The organism is Mesorhizobium sp. WSM3862 (genome assembly GCF_002294985.1).
GTDB lineage: Bacteria > Pseudomonadota > Alphaproteobacteria > Rhizobiales > Rhizobiaceae > Mesorhizobium.
This window is the reverse complement of sequence record NZ_NSGE01000008.1, coordinates 98,229-123,620: the sequence shown is the minus strand read 5'-3', so window position 1 is coordinate 123,620 and position 25,392 is coordinate 98,229. Positions and strand designations below refer to the sequence as shown.

General features: G+C 63.4%; 24 protein-coding genes. 14 read left to right on the top strand and 10 right to left on the bottom strand.

Annotated features, from left to right (window positions below):
* Positions 1–29: 29 nt before the first annotated feature.
* On the bottom strand, positions 30–1,010 hold the full coding sequence (locus tag CK224_RS23420; RefSeq protein WP_095783388.1) for a GlxA family transcriptional regulator: 981 nt from the start codon (positions 1,008–1,010) through the stop codon (positions 30–32).
* A gap of 200 nt (positions 1,011–1,210) precedes the next feature.
* On the opposite strand from CK224_RS23420, the gene CK224_RS23415 reads away from it, so the two are divergent.
* From CK224_RS23415 to CK224_RS23375, 9 genes are all read left to right on the top strand, one after another.
* Positions 1,211–1,897 (top strand): GntR family transcriptional regulator, encoded by a 687-nt coding sequence (locus CK224_RS23415; RefSeq protein WP_066993109.1) that lies wholly within the window; start codon positions 1,211–1,213, stop codon positions 1,895–1,897.
* 376 nt (positions 1,898–2,273) lie between these two features.
* Entirely contained in the window at positions 2,274–2,522 is a 249-nt protein-coding gene (locus tag CK224_RS23410; RefSeq protein ID WP_141245855.1) for a hypothetical protein, read from the top strand.
* Positions 2,523–2,950: 428 nt separating this feature from the next.
* Positions 2,951–3,943: a glycine betaine ABC transporter substrate-binding protein gene (locus tag CK224_RS23405; protein WP_095783386.1), complete on the top strand. Its 993-nt coding sequence runs from the start codon at positions 2,951–2,953 to the stop codon at positions 3,941–3,943.
* A 146-nt stretch (positions 3,944–4,089) separates the two neighbouring features.
* A complete protein-coding gene (locus CK224_RS23400) occupies positions 4,090–4,977 on the top strand; it encodes a proline/glycine betaine ABC transporter permease (protein ID WP_095783385.1) in 888 nt (295 codons plus the stop codon).
* Entirely contained in the window at positions 4,970–6,010 is a 1,041-nt protein-coding gene (locus CK224_RS23395) for a betaine/proline/choline family ABC transporter ATP-binding protein (protein WP_095783384.1), read from the top strand. The genes CK224_RS23400 and CK224_RS23395 overlap by 8 nt, the downstream gene beginning before the upstream one ends.
* 109 nt (positions 6,011–6,119) lie before the next feature.
* Positions 6,120–7,040 (top strand): dihydrodipicolinate synthase family protein, encoded by a 921-nt coding sequence (locus tag CK224_RS23390; RefSeq protein ID WP_095783383.1) that lies wholly within the window; start codon positions 6,120–6,122, stop codon positions 7,038–7,040.
* Positions 7,025–8,542 (top strand): aldehyde dehydrogenase, encoded by a 1,518-nt coding sequence (locus CK224_RS23385; RefSeq protein WP_095783382.1) that lies wholly within the window; start codon positions 7,025–7,027, stop codon positions 8,540–8,542. The genes CK224_RS23390 and CK224_RS23385 overlap by 16 nt, the downstream gene beginning before the upstream one ends.
* Positions 8,539–9,870: an FAD-binding oxidoreductase gene (locus CK224_RS23380; RefSeq protein ID WP_095783381.1), complete on the top strand. Its 1,332-nt coding sequence runs from the start codon at positions 8,539–8,541 to the stop codon at positions 9,868–9,870. Before CK224_RS23385 ends, CK224_RS23380 begins: the two co-directional genes overlap by 4 nt.
* 68 nt (positions 9,871–9,938) lie before the next feature.
* A complete protein-coding gene (locus CK224_RS23375; protein WP_095783380.1) occupies positions 9,939–10,934 on the top strand; it encodes a 4-hydroxyproline epimerase in 996 nt (331 codons plus the stop codon).
* Positions 10,935–10,977: 43 nt separating this feature from the next.
* Here the strand turns inward: CK224_RS23375 and CK224_RS23370 are convergent, their stop codons facing one another.
* The 4 genes from CK224_RS23370 to CK224_RS23355 all read right to left on the bottom strand — a co-directional run bounded on the left by CK224_RS23370 (position 10,978) and on the right by CK224_RS23355 (position 15,417).
* Positions 10,978–12,006, bottom strand: a complete 1,029-nt coding sequence (locus CK224_RS23370; protein WP_176478001.1) for a GlxA family transcriptional regulator — start codon at positions 12,004–12,006, stop codon at positions 10,978–10,980.
* 82 nt (positions 12,007–12,088) lie between these two features.
* Positions 12,089–13,642 (bottom strand): trimethylamine methyltransferase family protein, encoded by a 1,554-nt coding sequence (locus CK224_RS23365; protein ID WP_095783378.1) that lies wholly within the window; start codon positions 13,640–13,642, stop codon positions 12,089–12,091.
* A gap of 234 nt (positions 13,643–13,876) precedes the next feature.
* A complete protein-coding gene (locus CK224_RS23360; RefSeq protein WP_095783377.1) occupies positions 13,877–14,641 on the bottom strand; it encodes a glucose 1-dehydrogenase in 765 nt (254 codons plus the stop codon).
* Positions 14,642–14,649: 8 nt separating this feature from the next.
* Positions 14,650–15,417 (bottom strand): SDR family NAD(P)-dependent oxidoreductase, encoded by a 768-nt coding sequence (locus CK224_RS23355; protein WP_095783376.1) that lies wholly within the window; start codon positions 15,415–15,417, stop codon positions 14,650–14,652.
* A 252-nt stretch (positions 15,418–15,669) separates the two neighbouring features.
* Here CK224_RS23355 and CK224_RS23350 point away from each other — a divergent pair, with 252 nt between their 5' ends.
* Complete coding sequence (locus CK224_RS23350) at positions 15,670–16,725, top strand: LysR substrate-binding domain-containing protein (RefSeq protein WP_348628405.1); 1,056 nt, start codon at positions 15,670–15,672, stop codon at positions 16,723–16,725.
* Positions 16,726–17,179: 454 nt separating this feature from the next.
* Here CK224_RS23350 and CK224_RS23345 read toward each other — a convergent pair whose 3' ends face one another.
* The 5 genes from CK224_RS23345 to CK224_RS23325 all read right to left on the bottom strand — a co-directional run bounded on the left by CK224_RS23345 (position 17,180) and on the right by CK224_RS23325 (position 22,602).
* The gene (locus CK224_RS23345; protein ID WP_095783374.1) at positions 17,180–18,133 is read right to left on the bottom strand and encodes an EamA family transporter; all 954 of its coding nucleotides are present in this window, start codon (positions 18,131–18,133) and stop codon (positions 17,180–17,182) included.
* Between the two features lie 137 nt (positions 18,134–18,270).
* Positions 18,271–18,840, bottom strand: a complete 570-nt coding sequence (locus CK224_RS23340; RefSeq protein WP_245426166.1) for an EF-hand domain-containing protein — start codon at positions 18,838–18,840, stop codon at positions 18,271–18,273.
* 135 nt (positions 18,841–18,975) lie between these two features.
* Positions 18,976–20,127, bottom strand: a complete 1,152-nt coding sequence (locus CK224_RS23335) for an FAD-binding oxidoreductase (RefSeq protein WP_095783372.1) — start codon at positions 20,125–20,127, stop codon at positions 18,976–18,978.
* Between the two features lie 24 nt (positions 20,128–20,151).
* Positions 20,152–21,471, bottom strand: coding sequence for an aspartate aminotransferase family protein (locus CK224_RS23330; protein ID WP_095783371.1), 1,320 nt, complete (start codon positions 21,469–21,471; stop codon positions 20,152–20,154).
* A gap of 225 nt (positions 21,472–21,696) precedes the next feature.
* The gene (locus CK224_RS23325; protein WP_095783370.1) at positions 21,697–22,602 is read right to left on the bottom strand and encodes an alpha/beta hydrolase; all 906 of its coding nucleotides are present in this window, start codon (positions 22,600–22,602) and stop codon (positions 21,697–21,699) included.
* Positions 22,603–22,798: 196 nt separating this feature from the next.
* On the opposite strand from CK224_RS23325, the gene CK224_RS23320 reads away from it, so the two are divergent.
* From CK224_RS23320 to CK224_RS23305, 4 genes are all read left to right on the top strand, one after another.
* The gene (locus CK224_RS23320; protein ID WP_095783369.1) at positions 22,799–23,947 is read left to right on the top strand and encodes an amidohydrolase; all 1,149 of its coding nucleotides are present in this window, start codon (positions 22,799–22,801) and stop codon (positions 23,945–23,947) included.
* Positions 23,948–24,138: 191 nt separating this feature from the next.
* Entirely contained in the window at positions 24,139–24,501 is a 363-nt protein-coding gene (locus CK224_RS23315) for a VanZ family protein (protein ID WP_067321824.1), read from the top strand.
* Positions 24,498–24,824 (top strand): hypothetical protein, encoded by a 327-nt coding sequence (locus CK224_RS23310; RefSeq protein ID WP_095783368.1) that lies wholly within the window; start codon positions 24,498–24,500, stop codon positions 24,822–24,824. Before CK224_RS23315 ends, CK224_RS23310 begins: the two co-directional genes overlap by 4 nt.
* Positions 24,814–25,383 carry a DNA-3-methyladenine glycosylase gene (locus CK224_RS23305; RefSeq protein WP_095783367.1) on the top strand — a complete coding sequence of 190 codons (570 nt, stop codon included), beginning with the start codon at positions 24,814–24,816 and terminating at the stop codon, positions 25,381–25,383. The genes CK224_RS23310 and CK224_RS23305 overlap by 11 nt, the downstream gene beginning before the upstream one ends.
* Positions 25,384–25,392 lie beyond the last annotated feature (9 nt).

The following is a 25,392-nucleotide window of genomic DNA, read 5'->3' as shown; positions in this document are numbered from 1 at the left end:
AGCCCCTGTTCGCATCGGCCTTCAGGAATTCACTGCTTAGCGGCTTGAGCAGGCAAGCGGCCGGGATGCCTGAGATTGGTCGGCGTGATGCCGGTGTGCTGGCGGAATACCCGGCTGAAGTGCCCGGCATTTTCGAAGCCGCATCTGTAGGCGATGTCGCCTATCTGCAGGTCGCTGCCTTCCAGCAGCGACTTGGCGTAGTGAACCCGGAGCGCCAGGTACGCGGCCATCGGGCTTGTGCCCAGCTCGGTCGCGAAAAGACGCTCGAGCTGGCGCCGGGAGCAATTCAACCGGCTTGCGATCTCGGTGACCGATATCTTTTCCTGCAGGCTGCTTTCCATCAGCAGCAAGGCCCGTTTCACCGCACGGCTCGACGCTTCGGGAAACAGGTCGCCGACGGGCTGCACGTCTCGGATGTTGCGGATGCGATCGAGCACAAGGATCTTGGCGGCCTTTTCCGCCGCCTTCTGACCGATGAATTGCGACACGAAATATCCGGCAAGGTCTGCCGCGCCGGTGCCGCCGGCGCATGTCGCGCGGCCGCGGTCGACGGAATAGAGGCTGTCGGCATGCGCATTCACATCGGGGAACTCGGCGCGAAAATCCTTGATGTGGAACCAGCTGACGGCGGCGCTGTAGCCGTCCAGCAAGCCGTAGCGGGCCAGCACGAAGCTTCCCGTGCACAGCGCGGTTATCGGCACGCCCTTGTCGGCGGCCCGCAGAAGGAAGGCCTCCTTTTCAGCGCTGAGATTGCGGTTGGTGTCGAGCAGGCCGCCGACCACGACGACGTTGTCGAAATCCTCCGGATTGCCGATCGCCTTGGTCGGCAGCAATTCGACGCCGCAGCTCGCCCGGATCGGCAGGCCGCGCTCGCCGATGATCTGCCAGTCGAACTCCACCCTGCGGCTGCGGTCGCCCTCGTCGCCGGCCAAACGCAGCGTGTCGATGAAAAGCGACAGCGGCGACAAAGTGAAATCACGCACCAGGAGAAACGCAAACTTCTTGGCCATGCTTTTGCGGACCTGTCCCTTGCGTTATCCGAAGCTCATTCAGACTAGATCGCCGTCCGGGCTGTCATTTGGGCCACCGATCCATCGGTCATATATTGTGTACCAAGAAAATACAATCCGTTGACTCACTTGCAAGTGCATGCGACTCTTCCAACCGTGCCAGATATGTCGATTGGCAGGGATGATTCCGAAGGTGCGCCATGAAGGGAAGCAAGGGCAGTCTCTATGACGATCTGAAGCGTCGCATCCTGACAATGGAGCTCGATCCTGACGAGGATCTGGACGAGGTGGCGCTGAGCGAGCGCTATGGCCTGTCGCGGACCCCGGTCAGGGAAATCTTCCGCCGGCTGGAGGGCGAAGGTTATATCGAAATCCGCGCGAACCGGGGCGCCAGGGTCGTTCCGATGAACCATTCGACCCTTCGGCAATTCTTCCTGGTCGCCCCCATGGTCTACGCCGCCATCGGCCGGCTGGCCGTGCAGAATTTCAAGCCTTCGCAAATGGTAGACCTGAAGGACACGCAGGAGCGTTTTCGTGCCGCCAGCAAGTCAGGCGACGCGCTTTCCATGGTGGTCGAGAACAACAGGTTTCACGAGATCATCGGTGAGATGTCTGCGAACGCCTATCTTCAGCCCAGCCTCGGCAGGTTGCTGATCGACCACGCCCGCATCGGCCATACCTTCTTCCGCCCACGCAATGACGACATGCGCAAGCGGCTGCAGACGGCGGTCGAACATCATGACGGCTTCATCTCAGCCATCGGCGCGCATGAGGAGGACGCCGTCGTCGACCTCGTGTTCGAGCACTGGGAACTGTCGCGCGAGAACATGGAAATGTTCATCGCGCCCCAGGGCATGAAGGCGGACGCGCTGGTCGGCGATAACTGACGGCCGCTTAGGAAAGCGACTGCGGCCGGGATAGGAAGAACGCCTGCTGCCGGGCCCGGTGCCGGCAGCGAAGCCTTCCACAAGCTCGGCGATTTTCGGCCTTGGCCCGTACGATCATTCGTCAGCAGGAAGAAGGCTCTGTCGGTTCTTATCTCCGACCGCAGCGGCCGCACGAGAAGCTTGTTGCTGAGAAGATAGTGAGCCGTCAGCGACGAACCCAGCGCGATCCCCTCGCCGGCAAGCGCCGCCTGCAGCGTTAGCTGATGGTCGTAGAAGACGATGTGGGGTTTGATCCCGGCGCCATCGCCTCCCGCCAGTTCCACCCATTCGGGCCAGCCATGCGCTTGCGGTAGGCGTCGGACGAATGGAGCAACCGGTGACGGCCGAGATCGTCGACCGTGCGCAGCTCGGCATGAGCCGAAAGGTAGCTTGGCGAGCAGACCGGGGAGATCACTTCGTCGCAGACGAACCAGCTGTTGGGGTCCTGAAAGTCTCGAGGCCGGACTCAGACGGTGACCTTTATGTCCTGATCGGGTTCGATGCCCCTGTCGATGGCTACGACCCTGATCCTGATATCCGGATGATCCCCCTGAAAATGATAGAGCTGCGGCGCCAGCCAGTGTGAGTTGCGAGCGACGAGCGCAAGGACGGCACGACAAGTCCCTGGAAGAGGCGTGCGGCCTCCGACGACACGCCCGGTGAACGGTCTTCGGCAGGCTATGTGTTATGTGATTATAAAATCTGTGTACGCAGATAATACAATTCGTTGACTCTGGCGCGCCCGTGTGCAATTTTGCGCCCCATCGAATGCGCCGGACCTGCAGGCCACAACTCCGGTTTCATTACCGATCTGCCGCACAAAGTGTCGGCCGAAGGCCTCAGTGGCGCCTCCGCAGCCGGAAGCAGGCGGGGACATCGCGATCTACCGAGCAATGGGGAGACGATGAGACCGCCGTTTTGCATCACCTGCTAGTCGCAGGCTCAGTTTCGCCGGGCGGCGTGGGTTCGGTGTCGGTTCATCAATAAGCCACGCGAAAAAGTGAGGAGAACACAATGAGACAATTGCTCTTTCCCGCCGTTGCCCTGGGGGCTCTGCTGAGCGCCGGAGCCGCACACGCAGCCTGCGGCGACATTACTTTGGCGGTCTTCAGCTGGCAGTCGGCCGAGGCCATGTCCAATGTCGACCAGTTCATCCTGAAGAACGGCTATGGCTGCAACGCCACGACGGTTGCTGGCGACACCGTGCCGACGATCACCGCGATGATCGAGAAGGGCCAGCCGGATATCTCTTCGGAATCGACGCCAAGCCTGCTTGGTGACGTCTATACCAAGGGCGCCGCCGAGGGGCGGATCAGCCAGATCGGGACCGCGATCAGCGACGGACAGGTTTCCGGCTGGTACATTCCCAAATACGTCGCTGACGCGCATCCCGACATCAAGACCGTCGACGACGCCATGAAGCATCCTGAGCTGTTCCCGGCTCCGGAAGACCCTTCCAAGGGTGGCGTTATCCAGGGGCCACAGGGCTGGGGCGACACGGTCGTGACGGCGCAGCTCTATAAGGCCATCGAGGGTGACAAGAAGGGCTTCGAGCTGGTCCCAACGGGCTCGGCTGCAGCGCTCGATGGCGTGATCTCCAAGGCCTATGAACAGAAGCAGGGATTTCTCGCGCAATATTGGGCGCCGACATCGCTGCTGGTGAAGTATCCAATGGTGCGCCTCGAAATGGCTCACGACGATGCCGAGTGGGCGCGTTGCACCTCCAAGCAGGACTGCCCCGATCCGAAGCCGAACTACTGGAAACAGGCTGAGATGGTGACGCTGGCCAGCAGCAAGTTCACCTCGCGTGGCGACGTCGGTCCGGTCAAGGACTATTTCGCCAAGCGCAGCTGGACCCAGGCCGAAGTCGGCAAGGTGATGCTGTGGATGACCGACAACCAGGCCAACGGCGAGGACGGCGCCAAGTGGTTCATCAAGAACATGCCGGAAGTCTGGACCAAGTGGGTCCCGGCTGACGTCGCCGAAAAGGTCAAGGCCGCGCTCTAAATCCGGCAACCGAGCAAAGTGGAGGCTTTGAGGATTCTCAAGGCCTCCGATGCGGCTCGGTCTGTCGGCGTAGCCTTCGTTCCCTGCTCTCCGCCCGTGGCCGGCAATGTGTCGCCTATGGCGCACTCACAATAGGGCATCGCGACATGGATTGGCTTTTCAGATTCCCTCAACTCGACCCTGAGTTCCTGCTTGCGGTCAAGCGGGCCATCGACGGCGCTTTGAAAGCGCTGACGCGCGGCTACGGTCAATCGATCGAGGATTTCTTCTATCCGCTGCAGCGCGTCCTCATCTTCTTCGAAAGCACCATCTCGAACGCGCCTTGGCCCCTGGTCGTGATCGCCCTGGCCGTCATCGCCTGGTTTGCGGCACGGCGCTGGGCCGTGGTCGCCGCCGTCGTCGGTACGCTCATCGCCATCGGCCTTCTTGGCCTGTGGCAAGATGCGATGAAGACGATTTCGCTTGTCTTCACCTCGACCATCTTCGCCATCGCCATCGGCATCCCGCTCGGCATCCTGATGAACCGCTACAAGCGCGTTGGCGGGGTCATGCAGACGGTGCTCGACGTCATGCAGACGATGCCACCTTTCGTCTATCTCATTCCGGTCGTCATGCTGCTCGGCATAGGCCGTGTGCCGGGGTTCATCGCGGTGGTGATCTACGCCATCCCGCCGATCATCCGCCTCACCGACCTTGGCATCCGCCTGGTCGACAAGGAGGTCCTGGAGGCCGCTGACGCCTATGGCTGCTCGCGCTCGCAAAAGCTCTGGAAAGTGCAGATCCCGCTCGCCATGCCGACAATCATGGCCGGCATAAACCAGACGATCATGATGGCGCTCGGCATGGTGGTCATCGCCTCGATGATCGGCGTGCAGGGGCTCGGCCTCAACGTTCTGCAAGCCATCGCCAACCAGTACTTCACGCAAGGCATCTTCAACGGCTTTGCCATCGTCGGCATCGCGATCATTTTCGACCGCATCAGCCAGGCCTATGGGCATCGCCTGCAGAAGCACCGGGGTGCAGCACATGACTAGCAACAACGCGTCAATCGAAATCCGTGACCTCTACAAGATATTCGGAAAGTCGCCGGCGCAACATGTCGACGCGGTCCGCAGCGGCATGACCAAGGCCGAACTGGCAAAGGTGCACGGACAAATCCTGGGTTTGAATAATATCAACATCTCCATGCCGGCCGGAAAGATCCAGGTCGTCATGGGGCTGTCGGGCTCGGGCAAGTCGACGCTGATCCGGCACATCAACCGCCTTATCGAGCCGACGTCCGGCTCGATCATGATCGATGGGCGTAACGTCCTCGATATGTCCGAGCTGGAGCTGCGGGAGTTCCGACGCAATCACACAGCGATGGTGTTCCAGAGGTTTGGACTCCTGCCGCACAGGACCGTCATCGACAACGTAACGTTCGGCCTGGAGGTGCGCGGTGTCGAAGCGGCCAAGAGCCGCGATACGGCCATGGGCTGGATCGATCGCGTGGGGCTTTCCGGATTCGAGACGCGCTATCCGAACGAACTGTCTGGCGGCATGCAACAGCGCGTCGGACTTGCGCGCGCGCTGAGCAACAATGCCTCGATCCTGCTGATGGACGAAGCCTACTCGGCTCTCGATCCGCTGATCCGGACCGACATGCAGACCATGCTTCTCGAACTGCAGACCGAGTTGGAAAAGACCATCGTCTTCATCACCCACGATCTCGATGAGGCGCTGAGGCTCGGCGACCAGATCGTCATCTTGCGCGATGGCTCGATCATCCAGCAGGGCGATAGCCAGGACATCCTGTTGCGCCCTGCGGACGATTACATCGAGCGGTTTGTCAAGGACGTCAATCGCGGCCGCTTCATCAAGGTCGATGCCATCATGGAATCCCTCCTGCAATCCGAGAGCAGATCGCTGCCGAAGCTGAAGTCCGGCTTGACGCTCGAGACCGCTGCCAAGGAACTGACGAACTCCTCCTATGATTCAGCCTTCGTCACAGGCGACGGCGGCCGGCCGCTCGGATTGATTTCGCTGCGGCAGATCACGGCGGCTCTTTCATCCGGGGCCGTCGCGTGAGGTACGCAATTGCGTTCTCGGAAAGCGACGACGCGAGCGTTCGCAAACGCCCCTGTTTTGCCGAACAGCCTATTGATCGAAATCGCCACTCCATTGATGGAGAATTATCTTGAAATTCGAAGGCATCTATACACCGGCGATCACGCCGCTCGGCCCCGACGGGCGGATCGACGACGCCGCTTTCGCGGATGTTCTGGAGTCGCTCATCGAAGCCAAGGTGCACGGCATCATCGTTGGTGGATCGACCGGTGAATATTATGCCCAAAGCGCCCAGGAGCGCTTCGAGCTCGGTGCTTATGCCAAGCAGGTGATCGGCACCCGCCTTCCGCTGGTCGTCGGCACAGGCGCTACCAGGACCGAAGATTCGGTCGAATATGCCAAGGCGGCGAAGGAGATCGGCGCCGACGCGATCCTCGTCTCGTCGCCGCCATATGCCTTGCCGACGGAGCGCGAGAACGCGGTTCATGCGCTCACCGTCGACCGCGCGGCCAACCTTCCGATCATGCTCTACAACTATCCGGCCCGCATGGGCGTGATGATGGGCGAGGAGTATTTCTCCCGCGTCGGCAAATCCCGCAACGTCGTCGCCATCAAGGAAAGCTCCGGCGAAATGGGCAATTTGCACCGGCTTGCCCGCAAGTTCCCGCACATCTCGCTTTCCTGCGGCTGGGACGACCAGGCGCTGGAATTCTTCGCCTGGGGCGCCAGGAGCTGGGTCTGCGCCGGCTCGAACTTCCTGCCGCGCGAGCACGTCGCGCTCTACGAGGCCTGCGTGCTCGAAAAGAACTTCGACAAGGGCCGCGCCATCATGAGCGCGATGCTGCCGCTGATGGACTTTCTCGAATGCGGCAAGTTCGTCCAGTCGATCAAGCATGGATGCGAGTTGATCGGCCTGAAGGCAGGCGGCGTGCGCGCTCCGCTGCGGCCTCTCAATTCGGAAGAAAAGCGATCCCTCCAGACTGTCGTCGCCACGCTGAAGCGGACGGTCGCCCAGATCACGTCGGGAGCAAACCAATGCATGAGCCTTTGACCGCCGCCGAATACAAGGCGCTCGCCGCCGAGATTCAATTCCCGACCAATGCCTTCATCGACGGAGGCTTCCGCCCGGCGAATTCCGGCAAGACCTTCAGAACGACCAATCCGGCGACCGGCGAGGTGCTTGCCGACATCGCGGCTTGCGACGCCAGCGATGTCGACTTCGCCGTGGCCAAGGCCAGGCAGGCCTTCGACGACGGCCGCTGGCAGCATCTCGCGCCTGGCGAGCGCAAGACCGTCCTGCTCAAATTCGCCAAGCTCCTGGAGCGCAACCGCCACGAGCTCGCGGTCATGGAAAGCCTCGACAGCGGCAAGCCGATCCGCGAATGCCAGACCGTCGATGTGCCGGACACGATCCATACCATCCGCTGGCATGCCGAGCTGATCGACAAGCTCTACGACAACACCGCGCCCGTTGGCTCGAAGGCGCTGACCATGGTCGTGCGCGAGCCGGTCGGCGTCGTCGGCTGCGTCCTGCCGTGGAACTTTCCGCTGCTGATGCTGGCCTGGAAGATCGGCCCGGCGCTTGCGGCCGGGTGCTCGGTCATCGTCAAGCCTGCCCAGGAGACGACGCTGACCACGCTGCGTGTCGCGGAGCTCGCTCATGAGGCCGGCATCCCGGCCGGCGTCTTCAATGTCGTGCCGGGCGGCGGCAAGGAGGCCGGCGAGCCGATCGGCATGCATATGGGCGTCGACATGGTGGCATTCACCGGCTCGACGCCGACCGGCCGGCGCTTCCTGCGCTACGCGGCCGACTCCAACCTCAAGCGCGTCGTGCTGGAATGCGGCGGCAAGAACCCGGCCGTGGTTCTCGACGACGCCGAAGACCTCGACCTCGTCGCCGAACAGGTGGTCAACGGCGCGTTCTGGAACATGGGCGAGAACTGCTCGGCCACCTCGCGGCTCATCGTCGACGCCAAGATCAAGGACGAGTTGCTTGAGCGGATCGGCGCCTACATGCGCGAATGGAAGACCGGCGATCCGCTCGACCCTGAAAACCGCATCGGCGCGCTGGTCAGCAAGAGCCATTTCGAGAAGGTGAAATCCTTTCTCGCCGATGCCAAAACCGAAAAGCTCGCCCTCGCCCATGGCGGCGCCACGCATAAGGGCGCCTATGTCGAGCCGACCGTCTTTGACGGTGTCACGCCGGCCAGCCGCCTGTTCCAGGAGGAGATTTTCGGGCCGGTCCTGTCGGTGACGACGTTCAATTCGCTGGCCGAGGCGATCGCGCTCGCCAACGACACCAATTACGGCCTGACCGCGTCCGTCTATACGGGGAGCCTGCGCAAGGCGATCAAGCTTTCGCGCGAAATCCGCGCCGGCGTCGTCACCGTGAACTGCTTCGGCGAAGGCGACGCGAGCACGCCGTTCGGCGGCTACAAGGAATCCGGTTTCGGCGGACGCGACAAGTCGGTCTTCGCCCACGACAACTACTGCGAATTGAAGACGGTCTGGATCGACGTCTCGGATCGCTCGGTTGACGAGACCGTCAGATGAGCGACCTCGTCGTCAAGCGTCTTCCGGCCGATTCCGGAACCTCGGGCTGGGAGGCGATCAGCAAACGCTGCTTCCCGGTCCGCACGCTCGACGGCGACATCAAGGCCGACTGGCTGATCATCGGTGGTGGCTTCGCCGGTCTCTCGGCGGCGCGGCGCCTCGTCCAGCTTCGGCCCGGCGACAGGATCGTCCTGCTGGAAGCCGGAGAGGTCGCCAAAGGCCCCGCCGGCCGGAATTCCGGCTATATGATCGACACCCCGCACAATTTGTCGTCGGGCGAATATTCCGTCGCCGGTGAGGCCGAAACAAAGGCGGAGATCGCCGAGAACCGCTTCGCGATCGCTTTCGCCGCCGAGGCGGCCGCGGAATACGGGATGTCCGCGCGCACCTTCGATCCTTCGGGCAAGATCAATGCCGCGGCGACCGAGCGCGGCATGACGCTCAATGCCAATTACGGCCGCTCGCTCAAGGCGATCGGCGAAGGGCATCGCTTCCTCGACGCGAGCGACATGCGGGAAATTACCGGGTCGTCCTACTATCTCGGCGGCATCCACACGCCCGGTGCCGTGATGATCCAGCCCGCCGACTATATCCGCGGCCTCGCGGCGGGGCTCGCACCGAAAGTCGACATCTTCGAGCACTCGCCGGTGCTCAAGCTCACCCGGGCGGGAGGAGCCTGGAAGGCGGTGTCGCGCACCGGAAGCGTCACCGCGCCGAAAATCATCCTCGGCGTCAACGGCCATATCGATGATTTCGGTTATTTCCGCAGCCGCCTGATGCACATCTTCACCTATGCATCGATGACCGCCCCTTTCACCGCGACGTCGACGGGCAAGGACCGGTGGGCCTTGCTGCCGGCCGATCCGATGGGCGCCACGGTCCGGAAGATAACCAGCGACGGGCTCTCGCGGATCGTGATACGGACCCGGTTCACCTATGACTGGCCCGTTCGGGTCAGCGAGAAGCGCCTGGCCGGCATCGCCGCCGAGCAGCGGGCATCACTCGATGCCAGGTTTCCGGACCTCAAGGATGTGCCGTTCGAATATGTTTGGGCCGGACGGCTTTGCCTCAGCCGCAACCACGTGCCGGCCTTCGGCGAGATCGATGACGGCCTTTATTCGGCGTGCTGCGAGAACGGTCTTGGGACCGTCAAAAGCACGCTCGCGGGCGTGATGGCCGCGGATCTCGCGACCGGCACCCGGTCGAAAATGCTCGACAAATATGCGGATCAACCGCAACCCGCGCGGCTTCCTCCCGAGCCGTTCGCGTGGATGGGCATCAACACGGTGATCCGTTTGCAGGAATTGCGTGCTGGCCGCGAGGGATGAGCCTGGCGGGGCAATGTGAGGACGTGGCCCGGATGGCGACGTCCACTTGATGGGAAATGAGAAAGATCATGCGCCGCAGCTTCTTTTGCATCGACGCCCACACCTGCGGCAATCCGGTCCGGCTCGTCGCCGGCGGCGGCCCCTTGCTGCCGCACACCCCGATCGCCGAGCGGCGCGAGTTGTTCATGCGCGAGCATGACTGGATCAGGCGAGCGCTGATGTTCGAGCCGCGCGGACACGACATCATGTCGGGCGCCATCATCTATCCGGCCTACCGCGAGGACTGCGATTTCGCCGTCATTTTCATCGAGGTCAGCGGTTGCCTGCCCATGTGCGGCGCCGGCACGATCGGACTGGTGACGGCGGCGCTCGAGGAAGGGCTCGTCACGCCGCGCGTCCCGGGCAAGCTCTCGATCGAGACGCCGGCAGGAAGGGTCGACATCGAGTATGACAAGCCGGGCGCCTTCGTCGAAAGCGTGCGCATGTTCAACGTCGCGAGCTACCTGCATGCCGCCGATGTCGGCGTCGATCTACCTGGTCTCGGCCGGCTCGTCGTCGACATCGCCTATGGCGGCAATTTCTACGCGGTGGTCCAGCCGCAACAGAACTGGCAGGGTCTGGACGGCATGTCGGCCAGCGACATCGTCGAGCTCAGCCGGCGGCTGCGCGACGCGCTGGCGCCTAACTGCGATCCAATCCATCCGGAGGATGACAGGATACGCGGCGTGCATCATGCCATCTGGTGCGACGGGCCTTCAGGCGATGGCGACGGCCGCGGCGCGGTGTTTTACGGCGACAAGGCGATCGACCGATCGCCGGGCGGCACCGGAACGTCGGCGCGCATGGCGCAACTGCATGGCAAGGGCCGCCTGAAGGTCGGCGAGACGTTCCGTCAGGAGAGCCTGATCGGCACGGTGTTCAAGGGCCGCGTCGAGGTGGAAACTAACATCGGTCCGTTCAAGGGCATCAAGCCGAGCATCGACGCCTGGGCGCAGATCATCGGCCACAATACGATCTTCGTCGACGATCGCGATCCGCTCGCGCATGGGTTCCAGATCCGCTGACGGCAAGCGGACACAAGCGCCGGCATGGCCAACCGGCTGGCCCCTACCCCAGGCCAGGCCCGACCCAGGCCGGCACCATCGCGCGACATTGTTGCGGCGAGATGCCGTTGAACGCCCGGAAGCACTTTGCAAAGTGCGAGGCGGATATGAAGCCGCACGCCATGGCGATATCGATGATGGGCAAGCGCGTCCCTTCGATCAGGCGCTTGGCATGGTCTGTGCGTATCCGCAGATAGTGCCGCACTGGCGGCACCTCGATATGAGCAGCAAACAAGCGTTCGAGTTGGCGCCGTGACACTCCGGCCCGATGTGCAACCTCATCCATGGAGAGCGGAAATTCCACATTCTCTTCCATGATCCGCATCGCCATCACGAGCTTGTCGCTCACCCCGGCGAAGGCAAGACCGGTCGGGCCGGTCTGCCGGTTTGAGCCTGAGCGCTGGCCCTCTACGGTCGCATGCCGGCACACCTCTTGCGCGATGTACCCGCCGGCATGACTGCCGATCAGATCGATCGCGAGGTCGAAGGCCGCCAGCTCGCCGGCGCAAGTTGAATATTGTCCGTCTTTGACGAACAGGGAGTCTCGTATTCGCGGCTGATTGAAAACTTCGGAAAATGCGGCGAGCCGAGACCAGTGGATCGTACAACGCGTTCCCGCAAGCAGACCGGTCTGCGCCAGCAGCCATGTCGCCGTTCCAACCGCCGATATCGAAACGCCGCGACGTGCAATCGTGCGCAGAAATCCATTAAGTTGTGAGGTCAGTTGCCGTTCGACCGGTTCGCCCGCCAATATCGCGAGCTGGTCCGGCTTGCGATCGTCCGATTTGCAACCCAGCTCATCGATTGTTGCATCGACTGCAATGGAGAGGGCGTTCGCACCTTCCACAGGCCGAGCGTCCACTCCCGCGATCCGCCAGCGGAATAGTGGCAAGCGCGATATCGTATTGGCGATGCGAAACGGTTCGATATAGGCGTGGAGCGCCAGATGCGAGAAGCCGGGCAACACCAAAACCACCAGGTCGAAGGGCCTGTCGGCGATCGCCGAAATCTCCGGCGTGGCGCAAGACTTCATGGCCCTTATGTTCGCGGACGCGTTCATCAGGCGCCGTAGATGCCGATTGGCTTGCCGGACGTTCCGGGCTCGGGGGTCACGCTCAGTATTCCTCGTTCAGCGCATCGACCGCGGGGATCTCGCGCGAGCGTCGGTCGATGTAGGCGCGCAGCTCCTCGTCTTTCGCTATATCGAGCGTGGGCTCTTCGTATTCGGCCAGTAGCCTGCGGGCATGCTCGAGTGCCCGCTGTTTGATGTCCTTGGCGCCGTCCGCGTACCACTGCTCGATCGAGTTGTTGTCGAACAGCTTCGGGATGAAGAAGGCCCGCTCGAAATTCGCCTGCGTGTGCGGATGGCCAAGATAATGGCCGCCCGGCCCGACGTCACGCACGGCAGCCAAGGCCTCATCGAAGTCGTCCCACTGGATTCCCTGCGTCATCCGATAACCCATCGAGCAGACCTCGGCATCGACGACGAACTTCGCGATCGAGCAGTGCATGCCGGCTTCGTTCCATCCCGCCGAATGCCAGATGTAGTTCGCGCCCGACATCAGCACCGCCATCATGGTCATCGCGCTCTCATAGCCGGATTGGGCATCGAATACCTTGGCACCGCCGAGCAGGTTGGACGTGCGCCAAGGCACGTTGTAGCGGCGCGCCATCTGGCCAATCATGAAGTTCATCAGCGAGATCTCGGGCGTCCCGGCCATCGGGGCGCCGGATTGCATCGAGACCGTCGACAGATAGTGCCCGTAGATCGCCGGGCAGCCTTTGCGGATCACTTGGGTATAGGCGAGCGCGGAGAGCGCCTCGGCATTGAGCTGCGCGACAGCGGCGGCTGTGGAGGCCGGTGTATTGGCGCCGCCCAGAACGAAGGGCGAGCACAGCACCGGCTGGTTGCGCCTGCAGAAGGCGCGCATGGCGCCGAGCATCACCTGGTCCCAGACCAGCGGCGAATTGCCGTTGCAATTGCCCGTCGCAACCGAGTGTGTCTCCAGGAAGCCTTCGCCGAACAGGATCTCGCACATGTCGAGCACGTCCTCGGCATTCTTGGGCGAAGTCGTCATGCCCATGAACATCTTGTCGGAATGCTTCATCGACGAGTAGGTGATGTGCAGGTGCCGATGCGCGACCACGATGTCCATCGGCTCGACGATGTGGTGCGCCGATGAGTGCAGCGCCGGCATCATGTGGGCCAGCTTGTGAAAGGTCCCGAGATCCGCGATCGTCGGGCCGCGCCTGACATCGTCGAGGTCGCGCATGTAGGGCGCACCGGTCATCGGCACGAAGATCGACTTCGGCCCGCCGAGCTCGACATTTTTCGCCGGGTCGCGGGCGAAGTACTCGATCCTTGAGGGAATGGTCTTGATGAGTTCCATGACCAGGCCGCGGTCGAGATGAACACGGTCGTCCGCTCGGACCTCGGCACCGGCCCTCTTCCAATCCTCGATCGCGATCGGGTCGCGAAACACGACGCCCACGTCTTCGAGGATCGCGAGGGAAGCCTCATGAATACGCTCGACCTGCTCGGCATCCATCGGCTCCACAACCGGCAGGCCGCGCTGGAGCGTCGGCAGCATATCGATCTTCGGTGCCGTGCGGATGGTCCGTCGCGCCTCCCGCCCACCTCTACGAGAAACTTGCAATTGAGCAGTCATGGCGGTCTCCGAGAAAAACTTTGCAGCCCTTGTGCTGGCGGAACTATTGCCGAAACAGGGAGATTTCACCTACTGCAAAAGTCTCACGCGCCTGTTGAGCAAAAGCGCGTAAAGGCCGAAGCTCCAGTGCTGAACAGCCGTCGCCGTCCGACGGTCACGACGCAGGCTTCGGGCCTGGTCGAGCTTGTCCCTAGTCGCGTTGTGAGCCTGTAACGGATTGCCGAGCTTTCAGCTTCACGAGACCGGCAGCGGAAGTTTCTTGGTGCGGCCGCCGTCGATGACGTAGACCTGACCGGTGACGAAGGCGCTTTCTTCCGAAGCCAGCCAGACCGCGAGGTTTCCGACGTCCGTTGGCTGGCCGAGACGCCCGACCGGATGCATGACAAGCAGTTCCCTGCGGACGCGGTCGCTGTCGGTCATGCTGTCGATGTAGACCTCGCTGAGGTCTGAATTGATCCAGCCCGGCGCGATGGCATTGCAGCGGATACCCTCATGCCCATGGTCCACGGCGACCGCTGCCGTGAAGCCGTGGATGCCCGCTTTCGAGGCCGAATACGCGGGATGCCCCGGATTGGACGCCAGCCCTTCGATCGAGCCGATGTTGACGATGCTTGCAGCGCCGCGCTTGCGAAGATGCGGCATTGCCGCTTTCGTCAGGAGGAACGGAGCCTTCAGATTGATGTCCATCATCTGGTCCCAATCTGCCTCGGTCATCTCGTCGACTGTCTTCTCGAACATGATGCCGGCGTTGTTGACCAGGATATCCAGCCCGCCAAGCCGCTCAACGACGGTCTCGACGGCCGAGGCAATGTCCTGGGAATTCGAAAGATCGGCTTTCACATAAATGGTGCGCTCGTTGAGGATTTCGTCGGGCGGGGCATTTCGCTGGACAATGGCGACTTTTGCCCCCTCCTCGACAAAGCGCTGGGTAATGCCGGCACCGATGCCGCGTCCGCCGCCGGTGATGATTGCAATCTTGCCTGCCAATCTGTCGGCCATGTGTATCCTCAATAGACAGGCTTTGCGCCGTTGACTTCGACTGTCGTGCCCGCGACGTAGCGAGCGGCGTCGGAACTCAGAAAATAGACCACCTCGGCGATATCTTCCGGCTCGGCGATACGGCCGAGCGGCACGGACCTGTTGAGCTCTGCAATGGCGGTGTCGGGATTGAAACCGCGCTTGGCGAAGCCGGTGCGCAGCATCGGCGTGTTGACCTCGTTCGGGCACACCGCGTTGACCCTTCTCCCATCACCGGCATGATCGCGGCCGAGGCACTTCGAGAACGCCGCCACGGCCGCCTTGCTGGTGCAGTAGGCCGCGTGGCCAGGCCCGGGGTAAAGTCCCCAGCAGGATGCGATGTTCACGATCGCGCCGCCGCCGTGGCCCTTCATGTGACCGATGGCTTGCCTGCACGTGTAGAAGATCGACTTCAGGTTGATGTCGAACGTCCGCTCCCAGTCGTCGTCGGTCGTCTCGAGGATGTTTCCGCGGGTGATGATGCCGGCGTTGTTGACAAGCACGTCCAGACGCCCTGTGGCCTGGATGGAATGGTCGATCAAATCCTCGCAATAGGCCTTGTTGCGGAGATCGCCGGCCTTGCTCCAGACATTCTTTTCGCCTCCGTTGAGCTCGACCCCGAGCCTGTCCAGCCCAGCCTGGTCGGCGTCGCCGGCAATCACACGATAGCCGTTGGCAATGAACTGTCTGCAGATCGATTGCCCAATGCCTCCGGCCGCGCCCGTTATCACGACCGTCTTCTTCGCAGTATCCGTCATTGCTCGAGCCATCTTCGTAGGGGAGAGTTCAGTGCATATTCTCGAAACCGCCGCCCAAGGCCAGCGGCGCGGGCCTGCAAAAGACTCACCTCCTTGTTGAGTTGCGCGGCGCCAAAACTCGTACAGAGGCAGCGCGCAGAAAAATCATTCGCACGCTTTGACGATATTGACGGCAGGTGCCTCATGGCAGCGGTGTCGGACGCTGATTGGAAGGCGTCGCGGTAGGCGGGGCTGGGCGGGTTGGATTCTCCTATGGTCCGCCGCAAAGGGTTGGGGGATCGCCGCCATAGCTGTCGAAACCGCTATCGCATCGGCTGCAGGCAGTTTCGGACAAGTCGGGCCTCTCTTGCTCAGGCTGTGGCGCTGCGCGATCATCGAAGTGTTGAGAGTTTGGACATGGTTCGCCGCTATTATGACCTGCCGTCATTGACCGCGTTGGCGGTTTTCGAGGCGTGCGCCCGGCACCTGTCGTTCAAGCTGGCGGCTGCGGAACTCAACGTCACTCCCGGCGCCGTGAGCCGACAGATCAAAGCGATCGAGGACGAGCTCGGAGTGCCGCTCTTTACCCGCCTCGGCAGCGGCGTGGCGCTGACAAGCGCAGGCGAAGATCTTTATGGCGTGCTGGCCAGCGGCTTTTCGCGAGCCGCCGACATTGTCCGAAATGTGAAGCGCGGCGATCGTTCGAAGAACGTTACCCTGGCTTGCTCGGATGCGCTGGCATCGATGTGGCTGATCCCGCGCATGCCGGTCTTCTGGACGCGGCATCCGGACATTTCCGTTGATCACCTGATCTCGGACAATCCTCGCGACTATCGCCGCGCCGAGGTCGAATTGCGCATCCGCTACGGATTTGGGTCGTGGCCGGACGAAACCGCCGAGTTGCTTTTCGACGAGACCATCTACCCGGTTTGCGGTCCGGGCTTTGCGAGCAGGCATCGCGATGCAACGGCGGACTCGCTGGCTGACTTGCCACTGCTGCATGTTGATTGGGTTGATCCTGATTGGGCCGGCTGGGACGAAGTTTTGCGACGCGCCGGCGTGCCCCACGGTTCGACCAGAGGTCGGCGCTTCGGCAAGTTTTTCGTGGCGCTGCAAGCCGCCCAGGCCGACCAGGGCGTTGCGGTTGGCTGGCACCGCCTGGTCAACGCGCAGGTCGACGAAGGCAAGCTGGTCAGATTGACCGATCTCGAACTGCCGGCGCCCGGCGGCTACTATCTCACCTGGAATGACAATCGTAAGCTTTCCCCCGCTGCAGAGAGCCTGCGCAGCTGGATCCGGGAAGTGGCGGCAGAGGAACGAGCGAGCTAGAGCTCGCTGCCGCAGCCTCGGCCAAGCGTCGGCGGGCTGGGCGCGGAGTGTCGGCCACGACACCATCTTCGTCGACGACCGCGATCCGCTGGCCCACGGGTTCCAGATCAGATAGGCGCTTGCTTCGATGCCTTGCCGTAGCCTCGGTCGTCCGAATGGCCGAGCATGCGAAGCGCACGGCCGATATTTACCTAAGCTGGCCAGTCTGGCCATCGTCCTTAGGGATGCGTTTCAATTGTATTAGCATTAGCGCATATTTCTATCAGCCGGTGCCCTCTTAGCGAAGTCCCCGTACTAGGTCCCCGCCGGTTAGGCCCGGTGGCCCTTGCCTTTCGCCACCAAACCCACAAGGGCTCCGGGCCGCTCCCGTGCCAGGGTGTCGACAGACCGTGTCATTCGAACGATCGACCGCGCCGATGCGGTACACGCTTTCCTTGCACTTGCCATCACCGGGCTACGCGACGCGAGCCGCATGCGGCTTCAACATCGTGGCAAGCACGATGCCGGCGACGATGAAGGCGGCGCCGATGAGATCGTAGTCATGCAGGCTCTCGCCGAGCAGCAGATAGGCGAGGATGGCGACGAACATCGTCTGCAGATAGAGCAGCATGCTCGCCCGGCTGGCGCCGAGCGTCGCCACGCTGCGATTGTAGAGATAGTACATCAGGGCGCCGCCCGGGCCCGCCAGGTAGGCGAGCGCGAGCCAGCCATGGGCGTTCAAGGCGGAGCGCTCGTCGTTGACCAGTTCCCACAGATGGAAAGGCAGGGCGACGAGCGCGCCGGCGCCGAGCAGGAGCACCACCAGCGGCAACAACTCGATGCCGAATTTGGACCGGCGCACCAGCACGGTGTAGAGCGCCCAGCAGAACGCGCTACCGACGATCCACAATTCACCCAGATTGAACTGGAGCTGGAGCAGCGCCGTCAGGTCGCCATGCGCGACGATGACCAGCATGCCGGCGAGCGCAACCACCGCGCCGAGCGCCTGCCAAAGCCCGAGCGGCTCGCCGAGCACGAAACGCGCGAGCACCATCGTCATGACCGGAGACAGCGCCATGATGATGCCGGCCGTGGTCGCGTCAGTGTCGGCGAGGCCGCGGTAGATCATGCCCTGGCAGAGCGTCAGGCCGATCGCTCCGACGGCGGCGATCTCCAGCGGCCGGGATTTGAGAAGCGCGATCATCGCCCCGTGATGACGATGCACGATCGGCAGCAGGATGGCGCAGGCGAGCGCAAGCCGCCAGAAGCAGAGTCCCCAGGGCGGCATTTCCGGCGCCACCCATTTGGCCGCGATATATACGCCGGCCGACAGCAGCCAGCACAGCACCGCGGCCGGATAGCCGGAGAGCGAAGGTACCGAGGCGGCGGCGGACTGTTCCGCCGGATGAGCTATCGGCACCGCCTGCATGTCATGCCCCCGTTCAAAGAACGTCAGCGCCCAAGGATGGCGGCAATATATCTCAATCCCTGGCCGTCACATATATGCGCTTCCATGGACAGCGGCGGCTAAGATGCTTCGCTCTGGCTGGATGTGCTTCGGCGCCGCTACCGCATGCGCCCGCCACCGGAGCCATGCATGAACGACTGCAGCTCGTCCAGGTCGAGGCTGCCGTCGCCATCCTCGTCGGCGGCGTTGAAGATCCTGCCGACGATATCCTGAACTTCGCCCTGCGACAGTGCGCCGTCGCCGTCGGCATCCACTATCGCGAACATGACCTGCATACGGGCGCGGGGCATCATGCGCGGTCCCATCCGATCAGGCCTGCCAGCCATTCTGTCGCCGTCGCGCCGCGCTTGTCTGTCTTCGCGGTGCCAACGTCCGCCATGCCGGGGTCCCTGTTCAGCCGAACGATCTTCCTGCAGCTTCTCCTGGAGCGCGTCGTCGATCATCTGGCGGATCATCTCGCGCGTCGGACCTGCGGGTTGAGCATTGGCTTCCGGTGTCGCGGTCGGTCCGGGCTTCTGCGGAATCGGCGTGGGCTCCGGCGCAGCACTTGTCTGGGCAAGGACCGGGAAGCTCATGAATAGCAAGGCAGCAGCGGCGGCTGTAGTTCTGTACGGAAGTTTCATCGGGTTCTCCCTTGAGCTGTGACTGTCTCTCAAACTGAGATGCACAACCAACCTGCTCTCGATCCGATGGTTCCGCGCGAAGCGCCGATGGCCCAAGAAGTGTTTCGAGCCTGCAGAATGCCGGCGCGCTCCTAGGCGCGTGACACGGACTTCGACATCCCGCCAAGCTCCATCGCTCAATCACCTAAGAGCAATGTTTCGCGCTGCCGACGGCAGCAGGCTCTCGGTGCCGGGCGCGGAAATCGGGGCGCCGTGAAGAACCCAGTCGGCCGCGATCTGCCCGATCACCGGGGCCAGCTGAATGCCGTAGCCGCCGGCGCCGGCGGCGGTCACCAATGTCGGCTCGGAAGCATCGATCGGGCCGACGAAGGGGCGATGGTCCGCGGACACGGGGTAAAGGCCGGCCCAACCCCGGCCAAGCCGCGCGCCCGGCAGGTCGGGCAGCCGCTCGAGGAGAAGCTCCGCCAGTCTGACCTTCGATCGTTCCTCGCACTGGTCGTTGTAATTGTCGGGATCCTCCGGCGCGAGCGAGTCCACCTTGTGGATCTCGGCGATCAGTTCGGTGCTTTTCTCATGGCGGAAATTGAGGCCGCTTCCCTCGCCGTTCACCAGATCCATGACCATCGGCATCGTGTAGCCGAGCGGCTCGTCGAGATGGATGACGACCGCCTCGTGACGCTCGGGCCAAATGTGCAGGCGCTGGCCGAAGAGCTCGGCGACCTGAGGCGCCCAGGCTCCTGCCGCATTGACCACGACATCGCAATCGATCGGATCGCCGCTGGTCTCCAGCGTGTAGCCGCGCGCTCGCCGCCTTACCCCGAGCAGCTTGCGATACTGGCGGATTTCGCCGCCCTCTGCGCGGACCGCCTGCGCCAGGAAAGTGCACATCTCGTGAGGGTCGAGGAAGCCATTGTCGGGCCCGAACAGCCCACCCTCCAGGCCATCCGGGTCGATATGCGGCACGAGTTCCGTGAGTTCGTTCGCACGATAGAGTCGCGAGCGCAGGCCGGCCGCTTCCTGAAGTTCCACCGACTTTGCAAACAGCTCCATCTGCTTCTGCGTGCGCGCCAGCCGCAGGTAGCCGATATGGTTGAAGCCAAGCCCCTGGCTCTCCCATTGGCGGAAGCGGCGCAGCGCATAAACGCGAAGCATGATCTCGAACGGATCGGTGAATTGCGACCCGACCACGCCGACCGACCTGCCGCTCGATCCGGAGGCGATCGACTGGCCTTCGAGCACGGTCACGCGCGCGCCCTGTTCGACAAGGTGGAGGGCCGAGCACAAACCCAACGTGCCGGCGCCGATCACCACCACATGAGGAGAAGCTGTCATCCGTGATCCTCCTGTCGGCCTGTCTCAGGACTGGCGAGCGATCTCGCCCAGGGTCTCGTCGATCGCCTGCAGAATGGCGCGGGCGTCCGCCTCGGTCATCGGTGTCGACAGCGCGAACAGGCCATAGCTGGCCGACAAGACGCCGCGGCCAAGCAAGCCCTTGTGGAAGGCATCGAGCTTCCTGCGTTCGGCCTGGCCGGGATAGACGGACCGGTAATCCGTGACCGGATGCGACGTGAAATGGACCTTGAAGAGCGAGCCCAGGCCGACGCATTGGCCGGCAAGACCATGCTTGCCCAATGAGGCCGCGATCCCGTCGCGCAACAACGCGCCGAGGCGATCGAGGTGGGCAAAGCTTTCCCTGGTCAGCGCCCGCATCGCGGCAAGCCCGGCGCGCATCGTCACCGGATTGGCGGTGAAGGTGCCGCCATGCGGCAAAGCGGGCTTGCCCTGGGTCGGATCGAACACCGCCATGATGTCGGCCCGGCCGCCGACGGCACCCACGGGAAAGCCTCCGCCGATGATCTTGCCCAGCGCCGTCAGGTCGGGCTGGATGCCCCACAGCCCCTGCGCGCCCGAATATCCGAGGCGGAACGAAATCACCTCGTCGAAAATGACCAGCGCACCCGCCGCATGGGCGATCTCGACCATGGCGTGCAGGTAATCCTGCCGCGCAGGAATGAGACCGGCGCGGTTCGGCATGGGATCGATCAGCACGCCGGCAATGGTATTGCGCTCAGCGGCGAAGACCGCGCGCAGCGCTTCGCTGTCGTTGAAGGGCACCGCGATCACATCGTCCAGCACCCCGCGCGGCGTGCCCCTCGCATAGGGCGTGGAATTCGGCATGTCTCCCCAATTGGCGGGAGTACTGTCGAGGCTGACTTCGGCGAAGTCGTATGAGCCGTGATAGGCGCCCTCGATCTTGACGATCTTCGGCCGCCCGGTGAAGGCGCGCGCGGCCTTGATGGCCATCATCACACCCTCGGTGCCGGAGTTGGCGAAGCGGATCCGGTCGACCGAGGGCAACCGCTCGACCAGCAGCTCGGCAAGCTCGATCTCGCTGACCGTGGGGGCGCCGAAGGCCGTGCCGAACGGCAGCTGGTCGACCACCGCGGCGGCCACATCCGGTTGCGTGTAGCCATGGATCATCGAGGTAAAATTGTTGATGCAGTCGTAATAGACGTTGCCGTCCACATCCCAGACCCTGCACCCCTCGCCGCGCGAGGCATAGATCGGAAACGGATCGACAAAGACCGTGGTGCGCGTGTTCCCGCCCGGCATCACCTTCTTGGCACGTTCGAACAGGGTCTTCGACAGGGGCATCGCGTCTGGATAGTGCGGCATGGTTCTCCGAAGCGAATTGGGGGAGCGAAGCGGAGCTGCAGCGGAAGCTGGAGTCGTTCACCCGGTGAGGATCGTATTGCTCGCCCCCGAATGTCCGCAAGCGGCCAGCCCGGCCAAGCAACGCGGGCCACAGATATCGTTTTCGCGACATCGAGCTGCCAGGCGCGGCCCGAGCATCAAAGCGGTCAGGTCGGGAACATGCCAATCCTGCCTAGCCGCCGGTGGCTACACAAATTCGCGGGCAAAGCTGCCCGCGCTCAGAAGCGCGCGCCGCCCGGCGCTCAATTGCGCATTCCAGACCGGCCACGCATGGATCATATGCGGCCAAATTTCGAGGCGTGCCTCGACGTCCGCTATACCGGCGGCCTCGGCGAGCCGCGTCGCGTCCGACAGCAGCGTTTCGGCGGAACCGACCTGGATCAGCATTGGAGGAAATCCGGTCAGATCGGCAAACAAGGGCGAGATCAGCGGATCGCGCCGGTCCACATCATGCGGAACATAGGCGCCCGCCAGTTCCTCCAGATAGGCCCGGTGGATGATGGGGTCGATCGCATCCTTGGCCGACAATGTCGTGCCGGACATCGAAAGATCCGTCCAGGGCGAGACCAGCCAAAGGCAGCCCGGCAACCGCTCGCCCGCCGCGCGCAACCGGCCGACCAGTGACAGGCTGAGATTGCCGCCGGCACTGTCTCCGCCGACAACGATGCGATCCGGCGCGATCCCTTGCTCGGCGAGGAAGCGCCACGCCGCGAGCGCGTCTTCGTGCTGCGCGGGAAAGGGATGTTCCGGGGCGCGCCGATAGCCGACCGCAAGCGTGCGCATTCTCATTGCCCGGCCGGCCTCGGTCACCATTCGACGATGGCTTTTGATCGAGCCGGAGCAGTAACCGCCACCGTGGAAGAAGAGCAGCACCTTGTCCGTGCCGGACCCGGGCGCCAGGGACCACTCCGCGGCGAGGCCGTCGAAGACCACCGCCGCGCATCGTATATCGCCCGCAACCGGCCAGGACGAGCCGACCTCGTCGAGCCGCGCCCGGCGTTCGTCCCAGCCCACCGGCCGCGGCTTCGACGCCAGCAAGGCGCGAATTGCGTTGATTTCCTTTAGAGCGAGGTTTTCGCCCGCACCGCTCATTTCTACGCCCCACGACCAAGCGCGCCGCGACTAGTAGCGCTTTGAGCTTTGGCAACGGAAATCGTTGGGATAGTCGCTGGATGTGTCAAGCTGCGTCAGCGAATTCGCGCATGGACTATTTGAATTGATCGGCATGGCACGGCGCGAGCAGAACCCTATTGTGTTTGTGTTAGCTGCAAACCACGCGGAGACGAACGTGACCCTGACCAACCGAGACCTGGTCGAGCTGACGGAATGGCGGCGCAAGCTGCATCGGCAGCCGGAAATCTCCAACGAAGAGGAGAAGACGGCGAAGGAGGTCGTCGACTTCCTCGCCGATACCGGGCCCGACAAGGTGCTGACCGGGCTCGGCGGCCATGGCGTGGCGGCGGTCTATGACAGCGGGCAAGCCGGGCCGACGGTGCTGTTTCGCTCCGAGCTCGACGCGCTGCCGATCCACGAGCTTTCGGGCGTCGCGCATGCCTCGCAGGTGCCGGGCAAGTCGCATATGTGCGGCCATGACGGGCATACCGCGATTCTGGCTGCGCTCGGCCGCCAGTTCGGGCGCCAGAGGCCGGCGCGCGGCCGCGTGGTGCTGATGTTCCAGCCGGCGGAAGAGACCGGCAATGGCGCGGCCGGCGTCGTTGCCGATCCGCGCTTTTCCGAGATCCAGCCTGACTTCGCCTTCTCGCTGCACAATCTGCCGGGTGTGCCGTTCGGCGAAGTGAGGCTCAAACCCGGCGTGGTGAATTGCGCCTCGCGCGGCATGCGGATCGTGCTCGAAGGCAAGACCGCGCATTCCTCCATGCCCGAGACCGGCAGCTCGCCGATGCTGGCGGTCAGTGAGTTGATGCCTCAATTGCCGGCGCTCGGGCGCGGCACCTTTGCCGACGACGATTTCGCTATGGTCACCGTCACCCATTGCTCGATGGGCGAAGCGGTGTTCGGCATTGCGCCCGGCTACGCCGAGGTGTGGGCGACCCTGCGCACCCGCCGCGACGAGCGCATGGCGGAGTTGGTTGCAGCGGCGGAGGCGCTGGCGGCAAGAATCGCCGCCCAACACGGCCTTTCCGTCCGCCACGACTATCACGAGATTTTCGTGGCCAGCGTCAACGCGCCTCACGCGGTGCAGCATCTCGAGCGCGCGCTGGACGAGGAAGGCGTGTCGCGCGGCGAGGAAGCCTTGCCGATGCGGGCCTCGGAGGATTTCGGCATCTTCGGCCATAGCGCCAAGTCGGCGATGTTCTTCCTCGGCGCCGGCGAGCGCTACCCGGCGCTGCACAATCCCGACTACGATTTCCCGGACGACCTGATCCCGATCGGTTCGAAGATCTTCATGCGCGCGGCGCGCAATCTGCTGGGGTGAGCGGCTGGAAAGGAGGCGCATTCTCCGGCCGGAATTGCGTCGGAACAGAGAGACAGGGCAGTTCACCTTTTCCATGAAACGCTGAACTGAGACGGTGCGCAGGGCCGGCCGGACAGCTTTCGCCGGCGGTTTGCGTGTGCCGCGTAGCGCCCTGTATTGTTATGCCGGCTTGCCGCTTGTATGAGCGGGGAATGACCTCGATCTCCCGTCTTACCGCCCTCGTGCTGCTGGCGGCCATCACGTTTGCCACCCTCTCACCCGTCCAAATGCGCCCGCATCTCGGTGAGGCGAACATGGAACGCGCACTGGCCTATGCCCTGTTCGGCCTTGCCTTGGCCTTCGGATTCCGCGCCCGCCTGATGCACGCAATGCTGTTTGTCTGCGCCGCGGCCGGCCTATTGGAATTGCTGCAGGCGGTCGATCCCGGCCGGCATGCCCGGCTCCAGGATGCGCTCGTGAAAGCGGCGGCCGGCCTCATCGGGATTGCCTTGGCGCGGATTGTGTTTGCCGTCGCGAGCAGGGCCGTCGATCGTTCGGCAGGTCCGAGGATTTGAATCCCGGCACCACAGAGCGGATAATAGCTCGGCGGAACCCGCTTGGGGTTCTTCGCTGGCGCCGCTATCGCGCGGAAAAGGTCCGGGAGGTCGGCGACCGGATCGCGACGATCATCAAAAGCCAGCTGGCGCGGCACCGGCGCGAGATCGCGCCCGACCTCGATCTGGGCGATGCGGCAGCGCTCATCGAGACACTCCTGGAGAACGTGGTCCACCGCGCCATCGAACGGCACCCCGTCAGCGTCGCCGGCGAACGCGCGATGGACCAGTGCCGCAGGATGATCATGGCTTACCTGACGAGCGTTGATCGCCATGCCGCCTAGCGCTCATGCCGACCAGCACCACACTTTCTTCGCGCGCGAAGCCGTAACTGTGGCGCGCGCCTTGATCGGCGCGCGGCTCGGCCTCGTCGGCGTCGGCGGCATCATTGTCGAGACCGAGGCCTATCGCCCCGACGATCCGGCCTCGCACAGCTATCGCGGCCGCACGCCGCGCAACGCGCCGATGTATGGCGCCCCCGGCACGGCCTATGTCTATCGCTCCTACGGCTTGCATTGGTGCCTGAATGCGGTGTGCCTGCCGGGCAGCGCCGTGCTGATCCGCGCGATCCAGCCGCAATCCGGCATCGCCGCCATGCGCGACAGGCGGGGAACCGACGATGACAGGCTGCTATGCTCCGGCCCGGGCAAGCTCTGCCAGGCGCTGGGCGTCGACGGCTCGCATAACGGCCTGTCGCTCATCGCGCCGCCCTTCGAGTTTTCCGCCTCGGAAACCAACGCGGCCGCTATTTTGAGTGGACGCAGGATCGGCATCACGAAGGGCGTGGAGGCGCAGTGGCGGTTCGGCCTCGGCGGATCGCCTTATGTCAGCCGGAAGTTTTGACAGATCGAT